Source organism: Aeromonas bestiarum (assembly GCF_000819745.1).
GTDB classification, from domain to species: Bacteria; Pseudomonadota; Gammaproteobacteria; order Enterobacterales; family Aeromonadaceae; genus Aeromonas; species Aeromonas bestiarum.
Genome location: NZ_CDDA01000015.1, coordinates 1 through 15,223, shown reverse-complemented (window position 1 = coordinate 15,223; position 15,223 = coordinate 1). Strand labels below are relative to the sequence as shown.

Sequence of the window (15,223 nt, the reverse complement as noted above, 5' to 3'; positions counted from 1 at the left end):
CCCTTTATATCGGTATTTAACGCAAACATTAGACAGCACATTCTAATCACTCGGGGATATTCTTTTCAATAGAATGGTAATGGCGGCAATTTCAACCGCACCTATGCAATCGGAACAGGAGAAGCAGAGGATGGAAAGATCGCGACGTTGCAGCCCCCTTGATGGTGCTGCCATGACGGGAAATCAGGGGGCATGCCGGCAACCGCAGAACAGGCACAACGGGCCAGGGCGCCCACCGGCCGAGCCGGCCAAGGGCACAGGTGCAGGCGGCCCCCGCATGGCAGCCGTTTCAGCTTGGCAAGAGACCAGATCCTCATGACACCAGCAATCTTTGCCGCCTTCTGGGCTGTCTCCATCCTGTTCGTGATAACGCCCGGGATGGATTGGGCCTATGCGATCTCGGCCGGCATGCGCGGCCGGGTCCTGATCCCCGCCGTGACCGGATTGCTGCTCGGCCACCTGATCGCCATCCTGATCGTGGCCGCCGGGGTGGGCGCCCTGGTGGCCAGCCATCCGGTGGCACTCACTCTGCTCACCCTGATGGGGGCGGCCTACCTGCTCTGGCTGGGCATTCAGCTGCTCATTCACCCCGCCATGCCGGGTGGCAGCCAGGATCCGGGGCCGGGGGCATGGCATAGCTGGACCCTCAAGGGCATCTGCGTGAGCGGCCTCAATCCCAAGGTCTTCCTGCTGTTCCTGGCCCTGCTGCCCCAGTTCACCGGTCCCGCCGCCCCCTGGTCGGTGCCGATGCAGATGATGGCGCTGGGCCTGGTACATATCGCCAGCTGCGCCATCGTCTACCTGCTGGTAGGCTATGGCGCCCAGGCCATACTGACAACCCGCCCGCGGGCGGCCCTCAGGGTGAGCCAGTTGTCCGGCACGGCCATGATCGCCATTGCGATGCTCCTGTTCGCAGACAGGGTGATCGCCTGAATGTCATCCCAACCCTGTGAGAACCCTCATGATGAGTGAACAAGCTTCCCCTTACGGTCAAGGCGCTACCCCCGGCCAGGCCATCTCCCGCATCCGAATCCCGCATCTTCAGCAGATGAAGGTGCTTGGTCAGAAGTGGGCCATGCTGACCGCGTACGACATGTATACCGCCGCCATTTTTGAAGAGGCAGGGATCCCGGTATTGCTGGTGGGCGATTCCGCCGCCAACAACGTCTACGGCCACGAAACCTCGCTTCCGGTCACGGTGGACGAGCTGATCCCGCTGGTACGGGCCGTGACCCGTTCGACCCGCCGCCCCCTGGTGATCGCGGATCTCCCCTTTGGTTCCTATCAGGGCTCGGCCGAGCAATGTTTCCATACGGCGGTTCGATTCATGAAGGAAGGCGGGGCCCATGCCGTGAAGCTCGAAGGCGACAAGCAGATGCTGCCCCAGGTGGAAAAACTGGTGAGCGCAGGGATCCCCGTCATGGCCCACATCGGCTTCACCCCGCAAGCTGAGCATCAGCTCGGTGGCTACCGGGTACAGGGACGAGGCGAGGATGCCCAGCGGCTGATCGATACCGCCCTCGCCTTCGAAGCCGCCGGTGCCTTTGCCCTGCTCATCGAGATGGTGCCGGCCGAGGTTGCCGAGAAAATCACGGCTGCGGTCGCCATCCCCACAGTGGGCATAGGCGCCGGTGTCCACTGCGATGCCCAGGTGCTGGTCTGGCAAGACATGGCGGGATTGCGAACCGGACGCCTGCCACGCTTCGTCAAGCAGTACGCCGACATGCACACCCTGCTGCACCGGGCGGCATGTGACTACGCCGCCGATGTCGAAACCGGCTCCTTCCCTGGCCCCGAACACAGCTTCTGAGGCAAAGGGATAACCCTTTCTGTGGCACCAACATGCCACAGGCGTCCATGAGGCGCCGACAAACCGGGCCCATCTGGCCAACCTCCTGATTTTTTTCTAACAAAAAGGCCACCCGCTGGGGTGGCCTTGGTTTTATCGGGCAGCTGGCCCGCGTTCACTCTGCGCCGCTATTACTTGGCGTAATCCTCGGTGGGGATGCAGGAGCAGAACAGGTTGCGATCGCCGTAGACGTCGTCGATGCGGTTGACCGACGGCCACAACTTGGCGGCGCGCACGGCGTCGGACGGGAAGACCGCCTCGGCGCGGCTGTAACCACGGTTCCACTGCTCGTCCATCACATCATCCTGGGTATGGGGCGCGTTGACCAGGGGGTTGTCGGCCAGGCTCCAGTGACCGTCCTGCACCTTGGCTATCTCGGCGCGAATGGCGGTCATGGCCTCGACGAAGCGGTCCAGCTCGCGCTTGGATTCCGACTCGGTCGGCTCGACCATCAGGGTACCCGCTACCGGGAAGCTCATGGTCGGCGCATGGAAGCCGTAGTCCATCAACCGCTTGGCCACGTCCATCTCGCTGATGCCGGACGCCTCTTTGAGCGGGCGTATATCCAGGATGCACTCGTGGGCCACCCGGCCGTTGCGGCCGGAATAGAGCACGGGGAAGGATTCACCCAGCTTCTTGGCCAGATAGTTGGCGTTGAGGATGGCCACCTGAGTAGATTTCTTCAGCCCCTCGTCGCCCAGCATGGCGATGTACATCCAGCTGATGGGCAGGATACAGGCCGAACCGAACGGGGCTGCCGACACGGCGCCGTTGTTGCGGCTCTCCTTGTCGGTCTTGACCACGGCGTGACCGGCCACGAAGGGTGCCAGGTGTTTCTTCACGCCTATGGGACCCATGCCCGGGCCGCCACCGCCGTGAGGAATGGCGAAGGTCTTGTGCAGGTTGAGGTGGGAGACGTCCGCCCCGATAAAGCCCGGTGCCGTCAGCCCGACTTGCGCGTTCATATTGGCGCCGTCGAGGTAGACCTGACCACCGTGCTGGTGAACGATGTCGCACACCTCCTTGATGGTCTCCTCATACACCCCGTGGGTGGAAGGGTAGGTCACCATCAGGCAGGAGAGCTGATCCCCCGCCTCGGCGGCCTTGGCGCGCAGGTCGTCGAGATCCACGTTGCCGGACTTGTCACAGGCCGTGACGATGACCCGCAGCCCCGCCATCTGGGCGGAGGCCGGGTTGGTGCCGTGAGCGGAAGCCGGAATGAGGCAGATGTCGCGATGACCGTCGCCACGGGACTCGTGGTACTTCTTGATGGCCAGAAGGCCCGCGTACTCGCCCTGAGCGCCAGAGTTCGGCTGCATGCAGACCGCATCGTAACCTGTCACCTTCACCAGCCAGTCTTCCAGGTCGGCCAGCAGCAGCTGGTAGCCCTTGGCCTGGGCCAGCGGCGCAAACGGGTGCAGCTTGCCAAACTCGGGCCAGGTCACCGGGATCATCTCGGCGGTGGCGTTGAGCTTCATGGTGCAGGAACCCAGCGAAATCATGGCGTAGTTGAGCGCCAGATCTTTCGCCTCGAGACGGTGGATGTACCGCAGCATCTCGGTCTCGGAGTGGTACTTGTTGAACACCTCGTGGGTCAGCACGGCGTCGGTGCGCAGCAGATCCTGCGGTATGCCGTGATGGGTCTGGGCCGCCTTGTCGAGCGCCTCCACATCCAGGCCGTGGCCTGTGCCCAGGAACAGATCGAACAGCTCGGCCACATCGGCGCGGGTGGTGGTTTCGGAGAGCGACACGCCCACGGCACCATCGAGATCGGCGCGCAGGTTGATGCCGAGCCCTTCAGCCTTGGCGATCAGCGCGGCCTTGTCGGCGCTCTGTACGGTGAGGGTATCGAACCAGCTGGCGTGCTTGAGGGCAACGCCCTTGGCTTTAAGCCCCAGCGCCAGGATGCTGGTGAGACGGTGAACGCGGGAGGCGATGGTTTTCAACCCCACAGGGCCGTGGTAGACGGCGTAGAAGCTCGCCATGTTGGCCAGCAGCACCTGGGCGGTACAGATGTTGGAGTTCGCCTTCTCGCGGCGGATGTGCTGCTCGCGGGTCTGCATCGCCATGCGCAGGGCAGCCTTGCCGCGGGCATCCTTGGAGACGCCTATGATGCGGCCCGGCATGGAGCGCTTGTAGGCATCGCGGGTGGCGAAGAAGGCGGCGTGTGGGCCACCGTAACCCATGGGCACGCCGAAGCGCTGGGCTGAGCCGAATACCACGTCGGCCCCCAGTTCACCCGGGGATTTGAGCAGCAGCAAGGAGAGCAGGTCGGCACTGACGCAGGCCAGCCCCTTCTGGGCTTGCACGGCAGCGATCAGGGCACGCAGATCTTTCACCTCACCCGTGGTGGTGGGGTACTGGAACAGGGCACCGAACACCTCTTCGGCGCAGGCCTGTGCGGCGGGGCCGACGGCCACGTCGAAGCCAAAGTGCACGGCGCGCTCCTTGACCACATCGATCACCTGGGGGTGCACGTCATCGGCCACGAAGAAGAGATGGGACTTGGACTTGGCCATGCGCTTGGCCAGCGCCATGGCTTCGGCGGCGGCGGTGGCTTCATCCAGCAGGGAGGCACTGGCCAGATCCATGCCGGTCAAGTCCAGCGTCAGCTGCTGGAAGTTGAGCAGGGCTTCGAGACGGCCCTGGGCCAGCTCAGGTTGGTACGGAGTGTAGGCGGTATACCAGCCCGGGTTCTCCAGCACGTTGCGCAGGATGACGTGGGGCACATGGGTGTCGTGATAGCCCATGCCGATATAGCTCTTGGCTACCTTGTTCTGGGCGGCGTAGCCCTTGAGCTTGGCCAGTGCCTCCACTTCCGTCATGGGGGCGCCGATGCCGAGCGGGCCCGGCCGGCGAATGGCAGCGGGGACCGTCTGCTCAATCAGATCGTCCAGGCTCTCTGCGCCCACGGTGGCCAACAGGGCGCGCACTTCTTCCTCACCCGGGCCTATGTGGCGACGGATGAAATCGGTTTTTTGCTCGAGTTCAAACAGTGACTGGGTCATTTCCCTATTCCTGGTATTAAGTCCTGATAACCAAGACCTGATGTTCCTGATAGCCGGTTGATACCGACTCCACTCATGTTCTGGGTCCCGCAGGCTGGGTGCGGCACCGGATGCTGCGCCAGCATCGACAGGGGATCGCCTTGTTGCGTACCGGCCCGCTTGCCCCCTGGCAAGGCCAGGCTGGCAAACGGCAGGCGCGGGCGACTTCACCCTTCCACCGGCCGGCGTGTGTCCGGCTGGCGGTCATACAAAGGGGCCCTGCTGTGTTGGCAGGGCCCGGGGGCATTACTCTTCGTCCACCAGGTTCTGGTAGCCTTCGGCATCCAGCAGGTTGGCGAGCTCGCCCGCGTCATCCAGCTTGATGCGGAACAGCCAGCCGGCGCCGTAGGGGTCTGAGTTGACCAGTTCCGGGCTGCCTTCCAGCTCTTCGTTGATGGCAATGATTTCGCCGCTCACCGGGCTGTAGATGTCGGAGGCGGCCTTGACCGACTCGGCCACGGCGCAGTCATCACCGGCGCCAATTTGCTTGCCCACTTCCGGCAGGTCGATAAACACCATGTCTCCCAGCAGATCCTGGGCGTGCTCGGTGATACCGACCACGGCCTCGCCGTTGGCTTCAACACGGATCCACTCGTGGGAGGTGGCATATTTCAGTTCGCTCGGGATATGGCTCATTTGTGCTTCCTTCTTATTCACTTGGATCACTTGTACCTGGACCGCGTACAAGGGGTACTGGCGAAGGGCAACCCCTTCGCCGCAATGGGGTTGTTACACCAGCTTCTGGCCGTTGCGCACGAAAGCGGGCTTGGTGACTTTGACGGTGACCAGCTTCTTGCGGATCTCCACCTCGGCCTGTTCGCCGATGTCGCGGGGTACCCGCGCCAGGGCAATACTGTAGCCCAGGGTCGGCGAGAAAGAACCCGAGGTGATCACACCTTCCCGCTTCTCGCCGCTGGCGGTGGTGAAGGTGACCGGCATGCCGGCACGCAGCACCCCCTTCTCTTCCATCACCAGACCGACCTGCTTGGGCTGATTGCCCGCTGCCTTCTGTGCTTCCAGCGCGGCGCGACCGATAAATTGGCGGGAGGCCGGCTCGAAGGCCAGGGTCCAGGCCATGTTGGCGGCGAGCGGGCTGATGCTCTCGTCCATGTCCTGGCTGTAGAGGTTCATGCCGGCTTCGAGGCGCAGGGTATCCCGCGCGCCCAGCCCGCAAGGGGCCACGCCGTTGTCCAGCAGCGCCTGCCACAGGTCGCACGCCTTCTCTTGCGGCACCACGATTTCATAACCGTCTTCGCCTGTGTAACCGGTTGTGGCGATGAAGAGATCCCCCGCCTGCACGCCGAAGAAGGGCTTCATCCCCTCCACTGCCGCATTTTGCTCAGGGGTGAACACCTTGGCCGCCTTGGCCTTGGCGTTGGGGCCCTGCACCGCGATCATGGCGAGCTCGGGACGTTCGGTCACGCTCACGGCAAAATCGATGGCGTGGTGGCGGATCCAGGCCAGATCCTTCTCGCGGGTGGCGGAGTTCACCACCAGGCGGTAAAACGTATCGGTCAGGTAATAGGTGATAAGGTCGTCGATGACGCCGCCTTCCGGATTGAGCATGCCGCTGTAGAGGGCCTTACCCGGGACTGTGAGTTTGGCCACGTCGTTGGCCAGCAGGTGTTGCAGGAAGGCTTTGACCCGTTCGCCTGTCAAGTCGACTATGGTCATGTGGGAGACGTCGAACATGCCGGCATCGGTGCGCACCGCGTGGTGCTCTTCCAGCTGGGAGCCGTAGTTGATGGGCATTTCCCAACCGTGGAAGTCCACCATTTTGGCGCCGGCTTCCAAGTGCTTGGGATGCAGTACTGTAGTCTGGATCATCGCTGTGTTTCCTTAAGCGTTCGCGACAACACTCGCAATCCGCCCTCCCCTGACAGCCAACAGGACATGCAATCGCCTGTGCAACAGAAAGAGAAGAGACGGCTGGAGTCTGTGCTCGTTCCAGCCCCGCGGGGCAAGAGTGATTCCTTGAACGCAGCGGATTATATGACAAGCGGGCGAGCCTGCCGCTCAAAAAAAACTAATCCACCGCCAGTAAACAGACCCCAGACACTAAGGTAAAAACAGTGATAAAAACAGTCGAACAGCGACTCACTCGAGATTAAATTTTGATTTTTACCGTTTCGTCACAATTTGAAGAAAAACGTTTCGCCTGCCACCCAGATTAAAGGCTGATTCCCAAAATGGGTCATCAGCCTCGTCAGATTAGTTTTGTTGTAAAAAAACCTGAGTAGTATTAGATTTTTTCACCCTTGGCCAGGGCGGGCAGTTCGCCATCGAGCCCCATGGCGGCCCGGATCACCCCCTGCTTGAGCGGCGCCAGCGCGTCGAAGGCGCACAATCCCACCCCGCGCACCAGCTTCTTGAGGGGGTTGGCTCCGCTGAACAGCCGCTTGAGCCCTTCCATGGCCGCCAGCATGCGGGCCGCCTCGCTCTTGCGCCAGCGCTCGTAGCTGCGCAGGTTGGCCAGCAGGCCTATGTCCCCACCGGCACGATGCGTTTGCACAATCTGCTCCGCCAGCGCCGCCGCATCCAGCAGACCCAGGTTGACCCCCTGCCCCGCCAGCGGATGTATGGTGTGAGCCGCATCCCCCACCAGTACCAGCCGCTCGCGAGCGAAGTCGCGGGCATAGCGGGCGGTGAGCGGGATGGCGCTGCGTGCCCCTTCCACCTTGCACAATCCCAGCCGGCCATCGAAGGCGGTGGTGAGCTGGCGGTTGAACTGTTCGTCATCGCAGGCGCACAGTGCCTCGGCCCGGCTGGCGGGCACGGACCAGACGATGGAGCAGAGATCCGGTTGCCACAGAGGCAGGAAGGCGAGCGGGCCATCCGGGGTGAAGATCTGGCGGGCCACCGCCTCGTGGGGCTCGGCACAGCGCACCGTCGCCACCAGGGCGTGATGGCCGTAATCCCAGCTGGTGAGCGGAATGTCCGCCTGGCGGCGCACCCAGGAGTGGGCGCCATCGGCGGCCACCACCAGCTTGGCCGACAGCGCGCGGCCATCGTCCAGCAGCAGGAGCGACCCCGCCTCGCCACTTTGCAGGCTGGCGGCCCGGGCCGGACTCAGCAGCTGTATGTTGTCTGCATCTGCAATCACCTCCAGCAGCGCCAGCTGGATGACCCGGTTCTCGACTATGTGACCGAGCGCCGCCTGGCGCAGACCGGCTGCATCAAAGCCAATCTGGCCGAAGCTGTCTTGCTCCCACACCTGCATCTTCTCGTAGGGCTGCAGGCGCCGCGCCGCTATCCCGCCCCAGGCGCCGACCTGCTGCAAGATGCGCTGGCTGGCCAGACTCAGGGCACTGACCCGGTTGTCCGGCGCGTCGCCGAGCGCAGGATCGGGCAACTGCCCCTCCACGATGGCAATCTTGAGGCCACTCTGCTTGAGCGCGGCGGCAAGCCCCAGGCCCACCATGCCGCCCCCCACAATCACCACATCCACGTTTTGCATCTGCATTCATCTGTTCCTTTCGTGGCTGACCGCCGGGTCAGCAGGGGACGCCCGTTGGCATAGCCCCTTTCAATTCGCGATTGACCGCCGCGGGTGGGCGGCGCCCCTCATTTACGGCACAGGTCGGCCACAAACCCCAGGGTACGGGAGGCCAGCGGCGCCTTGAGGCAAGTCAGCCGTCCCATCAGGGAGAGCGCCAGGTTGCGGCCCGCCACCAGCGGATCGTGGCCATTGGAGAAGAGCTGGGCCAGCGAGGAGGTGAGCCAGATGGTCCGGGCCTGATCCTCCTTGCGCAGCTGCCAGTAACCGTTCAGCACCGCAAAGCTGCCTATGTCCTCCCCCGCCGCGAGCGCGCCGGCAACCGCCTGGGTGAGCAGGTCCAGATCGCGCATACCGAGGTTGAAGCCCTGCCCGGCGATGGGGTGCAGCAGGTGGGCGGCATTGCCCACCAGCACTGTGCGCTGGGCCAGCGGGTAGTCGGTGGCCGTCTGTACCAGCGGATAGACGGGGCGCTGGCCGCATCGCTCGAAACGGCCCAGCCGCCAGCCAAACGCCTGCTGCAACCGGGCGAGAAAGGCGGCCTCATCCAGCCCCATCAGTTCATCCGCCTGCTCCCGCCCGACGCTCCACACCAGGGAGGAGAGCCCATCCTGCATCGGCAGCAAGGCCAGCGGCCCTCCCTGGGTGAAGCGCTCGAACGCCCGCCCGGCGGGATCCTCGGCGGTCTTGACCGTGGCTATGATGGCACTTTGCTCAAAGTCGTGACGAGTGACGGCCATCTTGAAGTGCTGGCGCACGAAGGAGTGGCCGCCATCGGCCGCCACCAGCAGCCGGGTCTGGTAACGCTCGCCACCGGCCAGCGTCAGGGTCACGCCCTCCTCAAGCGGCTCAATGGTCGAGAGCTGGGCCGGGCACAGCATATGGATGTGGGGGCAGGCCGCCATCCCCTGCTGCAGTGTTATGCCAGCCGCCGACAGCTCGATCACCTGGCCGAGCGCGGGCAGACCATATTCCGCCGCCGACAAGCTGGCCTGGCCACAATGGCCCCGATCCGAGACATGGATTTGGGTGATGGGGGAGCAGTGAGGGGCGAAGCGAGGCCAGAGCCCGTGACGGACCAGCGCCTCGCAAGTGCCAGCAGAGAGCGCGATGGCGCGGGCATCGAAGCCTGGATGGGCATTGAGCTCGGGGGCGCTCGCCTCCAGCAGCAGGATCTGCAGGGGCTCGCCGTCGGCACCTCGCAACGCGGCAAGAGAGAGCGCCAGCACGGCGCCGCTCATTCCACCGCCGACGATAGCCACGTCGACGTGAACCAGATCAGATTGAGACATGAGATGAGAGGAAGAAGCTGGGAACGTGACCTCATGCTATCACAAAGCGGGGGGCCGGGATGCGAGGCCACGGGCAAAAAACGGCGTCACGACCATGATCTGGTTGAAAAAATGCTGAGCTGGCTCCCCCATACGGCCGGATAAAAGCAGAGCGCCACCGGGGCGCTCTGCTTTGTTTTTTGCTGTTTCTGTCGCAGGGGCGATCAGTGCAGGGTCGGCGGCGCGATCGGGGTATCGGGACGCTTGCCAAACTCCTCGAAGGTCATCATGACCCCCAGGCGTACATGCTCGTAGAGCACCAGGAAGGAGGCTTCGTTCTCGTCGTCTTCCTGATCGAACTCGGCAGAGACCTGGGTGATGCTGGCGATGTCCTGGATCATCTCCTGCAACTCTTCGGACGCCCTGGAAAGCTCCTGTTGCACCACGCCAAACCCGGCCAGAAATGCCTGTGACCAGTCCACCAGCGAATCGATGCGCTCATCGAGCGGCGCCTCATCGCTTGGCAGCAGCAGCTCGACGCCCTTCTGGGCCATCAGGCTCTCGACTATCTCGTGATAGAGATCTGTCATCACCTGGCGCACCGGGGCCGGCAAGCCGAAACCGTCGTTGACCAGATCGTTGAAGGGCGGCAGCCAGCTCTTGTCATCCAGTGCCACGCCACCGCAGACGAGACCGCAGATCACGCCATGGGCCTCCACCGCCGTTGCCATCAGCTCATGCTGTTCCATCAGGTCGGCCACGGCCGTGTATTTCAGGGGGTTCGTTTTGCTCATCGAAGATCCGCTCAAAGTTCAGGCAAATATGCAAAATTAATGGTCAGGATCCTAGCATTCTCCCCCTTCCAGAGCCAGCAAGGCCTTGAAACTTCTGCATCTGCGCTATATAGTCCCGCCCAGTTGTCCACGTGGATAAAGGCGGAAATCAGCACCGCCGTATTGAGGAAGGCATGAGCACAGAGGCCGTAGAAATCGTCATTTTGGGACGTCCCTACAAGGTATCCTGTCCCTTGGGACAGCAGGATGCCCTGCGCCAGGCCGCCGACCAGCTGACTGACAAACTCATCGAGCTGCGTCAACGTTCCAAGGTCTCCAGCAACGAGCAATTGGCGATCATGGCAGCGCTCAATTTTTGCCATGAGCTCTGCCTTGAAAAAGAGAAGAATCACCAATACTCTGAGACCATGGACAAGCGGATCAAGATGCTGCAACGCACCATAGAAGCGGCCTTGATCGAGCACGGACAGTATGGCGAATCCAGCGGCGAGGGCCTGCAGCCCTAATCGCGCACCGTTTTAAAATTCCCTGGGATGTGCGTCAGCCGGTTCAAGTCCCCGAGCCGATAATCATACCCACCAGGGGATCGGCCTTCTGGCTATTGCGCATGCTCGGCACGACCGAGAAGCCTGCGGTCAGATTCGATTCCCGCCTTGAACCTACGGTTCAAGGGCCCAAACCGGCAACGGCATCTCCGGGGTACCAACAGCAAAAAGCCCGTCATCACGATGACGGGCTTTTTCTTTGCCTCCCGTTTACAGATGCCCAGCGCGACAGCTCATTCTTGTCTGCTCAGGTTCATCCCCTACTTCTCCCCCAGCCCAGGCCCCCACGACACCCAGTATCGAGCCAATAAAAAGCCCGCCGGCGAGGGCGGGCTTGTCACTGTGACGAGGCGATCAGACGGCCATCTGCTCGTGCGGCGAGCCGTGGTGGCGCAGCCAGGCAAAGCTCAGGGCCACCAGCAGGACCATGAGCGTCATGATGGCCCCCAGGGTCACCTGGCCTTCCATCGGGAAGCAGGCTGCCAGCAGGGTGACTATCCCCGCCCCCAGGTTCTGCATGCCACCCAGGATGGCGCCGGCGGTGCCCGCCTGCCCCGGGAAGGGCTCTATGGCGCATGAGGTGGCGGTCGGATAGAGGATGCCGCTGCCGATGAAGTAGACGGCCGCGCCCCCCACCAGCGAGGCCGCACTCACCACGCCGAACAAGCCAGGCAGCAGTATGATCAGTGACCCCAGCGCCAGGAAGACGATGCCAAGGCGCATCAACTTGCCCTGACTCAGCCGGAAGCTCAGCTTGGCGGAGAGCCAGGCGCCGAACAGGTAGCCGGGCAGCGGCAACACGAACAGCACGCTCACGGTGCGGGCGCTCAGCTTGAGCACATCGCCGAGCAGCACGCCAGCCGCCGCTTCAAACACCGCCAGACCGGCGAAGGTCGCCATCAGGCAGAGCAGGTTGCCCTGAAAGCGCGGATTGCCCAGCACGTGGCGGTAGGCAGCGCCGACCCGCAGCGGCTGTTGGCGAGCCGCCTGCGGCAGGGTTTCACCAAACCAGGCCAGCAGGGCCAGGGTGGTCACGGCACCAAAGCCGAACAGGAACCAGTAACCGGCGCGCCAGTTGAACAGCTCGGTCAACCAGCCACCCAGTACGGGGGCCAGCAGCGGGGAGAAGATCACCCCCATGCTCACCAGGCTGTTGGCCCGGTTCAGTTCGGCGCCGCTGTAACGATCGCGCATCACGGTCCGGCTCATGGCACCGCCGGCACCCGTGCCCATCCCCTGGATCAGGCTGCCCACCAGCAGTGCGGTGAAGCTCGGGATCAGCTGAATGGTCAAGGTTCCCACCAGAAACACCATCATGCCGATGAGCAGCACGGGGCGACGACCGATGCGATCCGACAGCGGGCCATAGACAAACTGGGAGAGCCCGTACGGAATGAGGTAACAGGCCATCACCGCCTGCAACTGGCCGGAGGCCACGTTGAAGTCCCCCGCCATCATGGGAATGGAGGGCACATACAGGGTCTGGGTCATCTGACCCACGGCGACCATCAGGATGGTCAGAAAAAACAGAGGGTAAAAACTGTGCCGATACATATCTCAGTCCCGCAAATCATCAAAAAGCTGCCGCACCCCTGGCAGAAACCTGCAGAGGGGATCCAAAAAAACAGAGTCAATCAAAGGTGAAAATACAAGGCGGAGAACCCGCACCGGCCGGGAGCAGGACACTCCCTTGGCTTGGCGTGATCTTAGTGATTCAGATCACGAAAAACGAACGAATCTTTGTAATCAGCTTTCCCTAGTTTTTCTAATGTAACGGGGCAATTTGCCCCGTCAGCAATAAAAATCAACGCGTTACCATCTGCTGGGCCTGCTTGACCAGATCCTCCGGTGTCTCGTTGCGTGGCGGTATGGTGATCCCCTTCTGGCAGGCAGGTTTTTCTGCCATGCGCGCCATCCAGGCTTGCAGATGCGGCAGACCCTCGATGGAGATGCCACTCCAGTCATGAATGCGCACCCAGGGCCAGGTGGCGATGTCGGCAATGCTGTACTCATCGGCCAGGTATTCGTGCTGCGCCAGGTGGCTGTCGAGCACCTCGAACAGGCGGCGCCCCTCCTTCTGATAGCGCTCGATGGCGGCCGGGATCTTCTCCGGGAAGTAGCGATAGAAGACGTTGGCCTGCCCCATCATGGGGCCGACCCCGCCCATCTGGAACATCAGCCACTGGATGGCCTGGGAACGACGCTTGGGATCCTGCGGCAGCAACCTGCCCGCCTTCTCTGCCAGATAGAGCAGGATGGCGCCGGACTCAAACACCGCGAAGTCACCGTTATCCCGATCGACAATGGCGGGGATGCGTCCGTTGGGGTTGATGGCCAGAAACGCGGGCTTTTTCTGATCCAGCGCCGACAAATCCAGCGGGATCACCCGATAGGGCAGCCCCAGCTCTTCGAGGGCAATCGCCACCTTGAAACCATTGGGGGTGGCTGCGGTATAAAAATCGATCATCATGAACTCCTTGTGATCCACACATTGGCACAGAAACGACCACTGCTGTGCTTATGCCAGACAGGTAAAGACAACGGGATAGACGCCATGCGGACATTTTCCCGGGCTCCGGCATGGCAAAGCGGTGCAATACGGGTCAGTTATGACAAATATTGCACCGCTTGAACAGCCCGCAAGCAGGAAGAGAAACGCTAGTTGCACAGCCCCACGGGTTGGCGCTGGCGCAGCAAAATGAGGCGGGACAACAGCGGGAAGTAGGACTCAAGCTTGCTCAACAGCACTCTGCTGCAGGCGGGATCGGCCAGCTCGGATTCGTCCAGCACTATGCCGTTGGAGACAAAATAGAAGCGCGGATCCCGCACATCCGGCCCCTGAATGGTGAAGGTCTCATCCCCGCCGCGCATCAGCAGCGGCAATACCGGCAAACCGAACGTCTCACCGCTGCGCTGCCAGGCAAACTCGGGCCAGGGGGTATCGCCATCGAGCAGTAGTATGGCCGCCTCTTCTTTACCCGGCTGCCACTGTGATGGCTGGGCAATACTCACCTCGTTGAAGTAGTCGCCATATCCGGTTGATGCTCTCAAGGCAGCCAGCAGCCCTTGAGTGCTCGCTGCCGACGGTTTTTGACTGACTAATGACAGATTCATGATCCACGTCCCTATGCTCAATGCAGCCTGTTATTCGGCTGCTGCCATAAGACTAGACCAAAAGAAGCCTACATTGGAGCCGTCAGATCTGGCAGTCGCCAAGGTCAGGGAGAAGGCGTATAACGGTTGCCATTATCGAAAAGACTGGTATTATACCGCGTCCTTTTATCCCCCGTTCTTTAACATCCAGTGGTGAACCTATGCATCCGATGCTGAATATCGCCGTGCGCGCTGCGCGCAACGCCGGTCAAGTAGTAGTAAAAGCCTTCTCCCAGCCCGAGAACATCGAGGCCATCCAGAAAGGCAGCAATGACTTCGTGACCAACGTTGACCGTGACGCTGAAGCGGCCATCATTCATACCATCAAAAAATCTTACCCGGAACACAGCATCATAGCTGAAGAGTCTGGTGAGATTGCCGGTACCAATCCGGACTACCAATGGATCATTGACCCACTGGATGGCACGACCAACCTCGTCAAGGGCATTCCGCACTTTGCCGTCTCCATCGCCCTGCGCGTCAAGGGCAAGACCGAACAGGCCGTCGTTTACGATCCCATCCGTGACGAGCTGTTTACCGCGACCCGTGGTAACGGCGCCCAGCTGAACGGCTACCGCATCCGTGTCGGCAAGGCCAAAGAGCTGGCTGGCACAGTACTGGCCACCGGTTTCCCGTTCAAGCAGAAGCACCACATAGAGCCGTACCTGAAGATGTTCCAGAGCATGTTCATCGAATGTGCCGACATCCGTCGCTCCGGCTCTGCCGCACTGGATCTGGCCTATGTGGCCGCCGGTCGCGTCGACGGTTTCTGGGAAATCGGCCTCAAGCCCTGGGATACCGCTGCCGGTGAACTGCTGGCCAAAGAGTCCGGTGCCATCGTCACCGACTTCGTGGGTGGTCACAACTACGAAAACTCCGGCAACATAGTGGTTGCCAACCCGCGCGTCCTGAAAGAGATGCTCGGCAAGATCCGCGAAAACCTGCCGGAGTCCCTGGCCAAATAAACCAGCCTCTCGCAGCGCACGCACAAAAAACCCGGCCTTGGCCGGGTTTTTTTATGGCGCTGTCCCAATTATGTGTTGAAAGGCTAATCTTGAAGTAGGTCAT

13 protein-coding genes and 1 other RNA gene are annotated in these 15,223 nt (G+C 62.0%); 5 read left to right on the top strand and 9 right to left on the bottom strand.

Annotated features, from left to right (window positions below):
• Positions 1-315: 315 nt before the first annotated feature.
• A complete protein-coding gene (locus tag BN1118_RS07320) occupies positions 316-933 on the top strand; it encodes a LysE family translocator (protein ID WP_043555271.1) in 618 nt (205 codons plus the stop codon).
• Positions 934-961: 28 nt separating this feature from the next.
• Positions 962-1,810 carry a 3-methyl-2-oxobutanoate hydroxymethyltransferase gene (panB, locus tag BN1118_RS07315; protein ID WP_244463586.1) on the top strand — a complete coding sequence of 283 codons (849 nt, stop codon included), beginning with the start codon at positions 962-964 and terminating at the stop codon, positions 1,808-1,810.
• A gap of 170 nt (positions 1,811-1,980) precedes the next feature.
• Here the strand turns inward: panB and gcvP are convergent, their stop codons facing one another.
• From gcvP to BN1118_RS07285, 6 genes are all read right to left on the bottom strand, one after another.
• The gene (gcvP, locus tag BN1118_RS07310) at positions 1,981-4,857 is read right to left on the bottom strand and encodes an aminomethyl-transferring glycine dehydrogenase (protein WP_043555269.1); all 2,877 of its coding nucleotides are present in this window, start codon (positions 4,855-4,857) and stop codon (positions 1,981-1,983) included.
• 285 nt (positions 4,858-5,142) lie between these two features.
• Complete coding sequence (gcvH, locus tag BN1118_RS07305; RefSeq protein WP_043136806.1) at positions 5,143-5,532, bottom strand: glycine cleavage system protein GcvH; 390 nt, start codon at positions 5,530-5,532, stop codon at positions 5,143-5,145.
• A gap of 93 nt (positions 5,533-5,625) precedes the next feature.
• The gene (gene gcvT, locus BN1118_RS07300) at positions 5,626-6,723 is read right to left on the bottom strand and encodes a glycine cleavage system aminomethyltransferase GcvT (RefSeq protein ID WP_043555268.1); all 1,098 of its coding nucleotides are present in this window, start codon (positions 6,721-6,723) and stop codon (positions 5,626-5,628) included.
• 415 nt (positions 6,724-7,138) lie between these two features.
• A complete protein-coding gene (locus tag BN1118_RS07295; protein WP_043555267.1) occupies positions 7,139-8,359 on the bottom strand; it encodes an FAD-dependent 2-octaprenylphenol hydroxylase in 1,221 nt (406 codons plus the stop codon).
• Positions 8,360-8,460: 101 nt separating this feature from the next.
• The gene (gene ubiH, locus BN1118_RS07290) at positions 8,461-9,684 is read right to left on the bottom strand and encodes a 2-octaprenyl-6-methoxyphenyl hydroxylase (RefSeq protein WP_043555266.1); all 1,224 of its coding nucleotides are present in this window, start codon (positions 9,682-9,684) and stop codon (positions 8,461-8,463) included.
• Between the two features lie 203 nt (positions 9,685-9,887).
• Positions 9,888-10,457, bottom strand: coding sequence for a UPF0149 family protein (locus BN1118_RS07285; protein ID WP_042034443.1), 570 nt, complete (start codon positions 10,455-10,457; stop codon positions 9,888-9,890).
• Between the two features lie 173 nt (positions 10,458-10,630).
• Here BN1118_RS07285 and zapA point away from each other — a divergent pair, with 173 nt between their 5' ends.
• Together zapA and ssrS are read left to right on the top strand one after the other, a co-directional pair.
• Positions 10,631-10,963 carry a cell division protein ZapA gene (gene zapA, locus BN1118_RS07280; protein WP_042865847.1) on the top strand — a complete coding sequence of 111 codons (333 nt, stop codon included), beginning with the start codon at positions 10,631-10,633 and terminating at the stop codon, positions 10,961-10,963.
• Between the two features lie 16 nt (positions 10,964-10,979).
• A non-coding RNA gene (gene ssrS, locus BN1118_RS21080) (6S RNA) lies at positions 10,980-11,162 on the top strand.
• Positions 11,163-11,356: 194 nt separating this feature from the next.
• Here the strand turns inward: ssrS and emrD are convergent.
• From emrD to BN1118_RS07265, 3 genes are all read right to left on the bottom strand, one after another.
• On the bottom strand, positions 11,357-12,556 hold the full coding sequence (gene emrD / locus BN1118_RS07275; RefSeq protein ID WP_043136815.1) for a multidrug efflux MFS transporter EmrD: 1,200 nt from the start codon (positions 12,554-12,556) through the stop codon (positions 11,357-11,359).
• Between the two features lie 250 nt (positions 12,557-12,806).
• The gene (locus BN1118_RS07270) at positions 12,807-13,469 is read right to left on the bottom strand and encodes a glutathione S-transferase family protein (protein ID WP_043555264.1); all 663 of its coding nucleotides are present in this window, start codon (positions 13,467-13,469) and stop codon (positions 12,807-12,809) included.
• 191 nt (positions 13,470-13,660) lie between these two features.
• Positions 13,661-14,116, bottom strand: a complete 456-nt coding sequence (locus tag BN1118_RS07265) for a hypothetical protein (protein WP_043555263.1) — start codon at positions 14,114-14,116, stop codon at positions 13,661-13,663.
• Between the two features lie 200 nt (positions 14,117-14,316).
• On the opposite strand from BN1118_RS07265, the gene suhB reads away from it, so the two are divergent.
• Entirely contained in the window at positions 14,317-15,120 is an 804-nt protein-coding gene (gene suhB / locus BN1118_RS07255; RefSeq protein ID WP_005310327.1) for an inositol-1-monophosphatase, read from the top strand.
• The last annotated feature ends 103 nt before the right edge of the window (positions 15,121-15,223 follow it).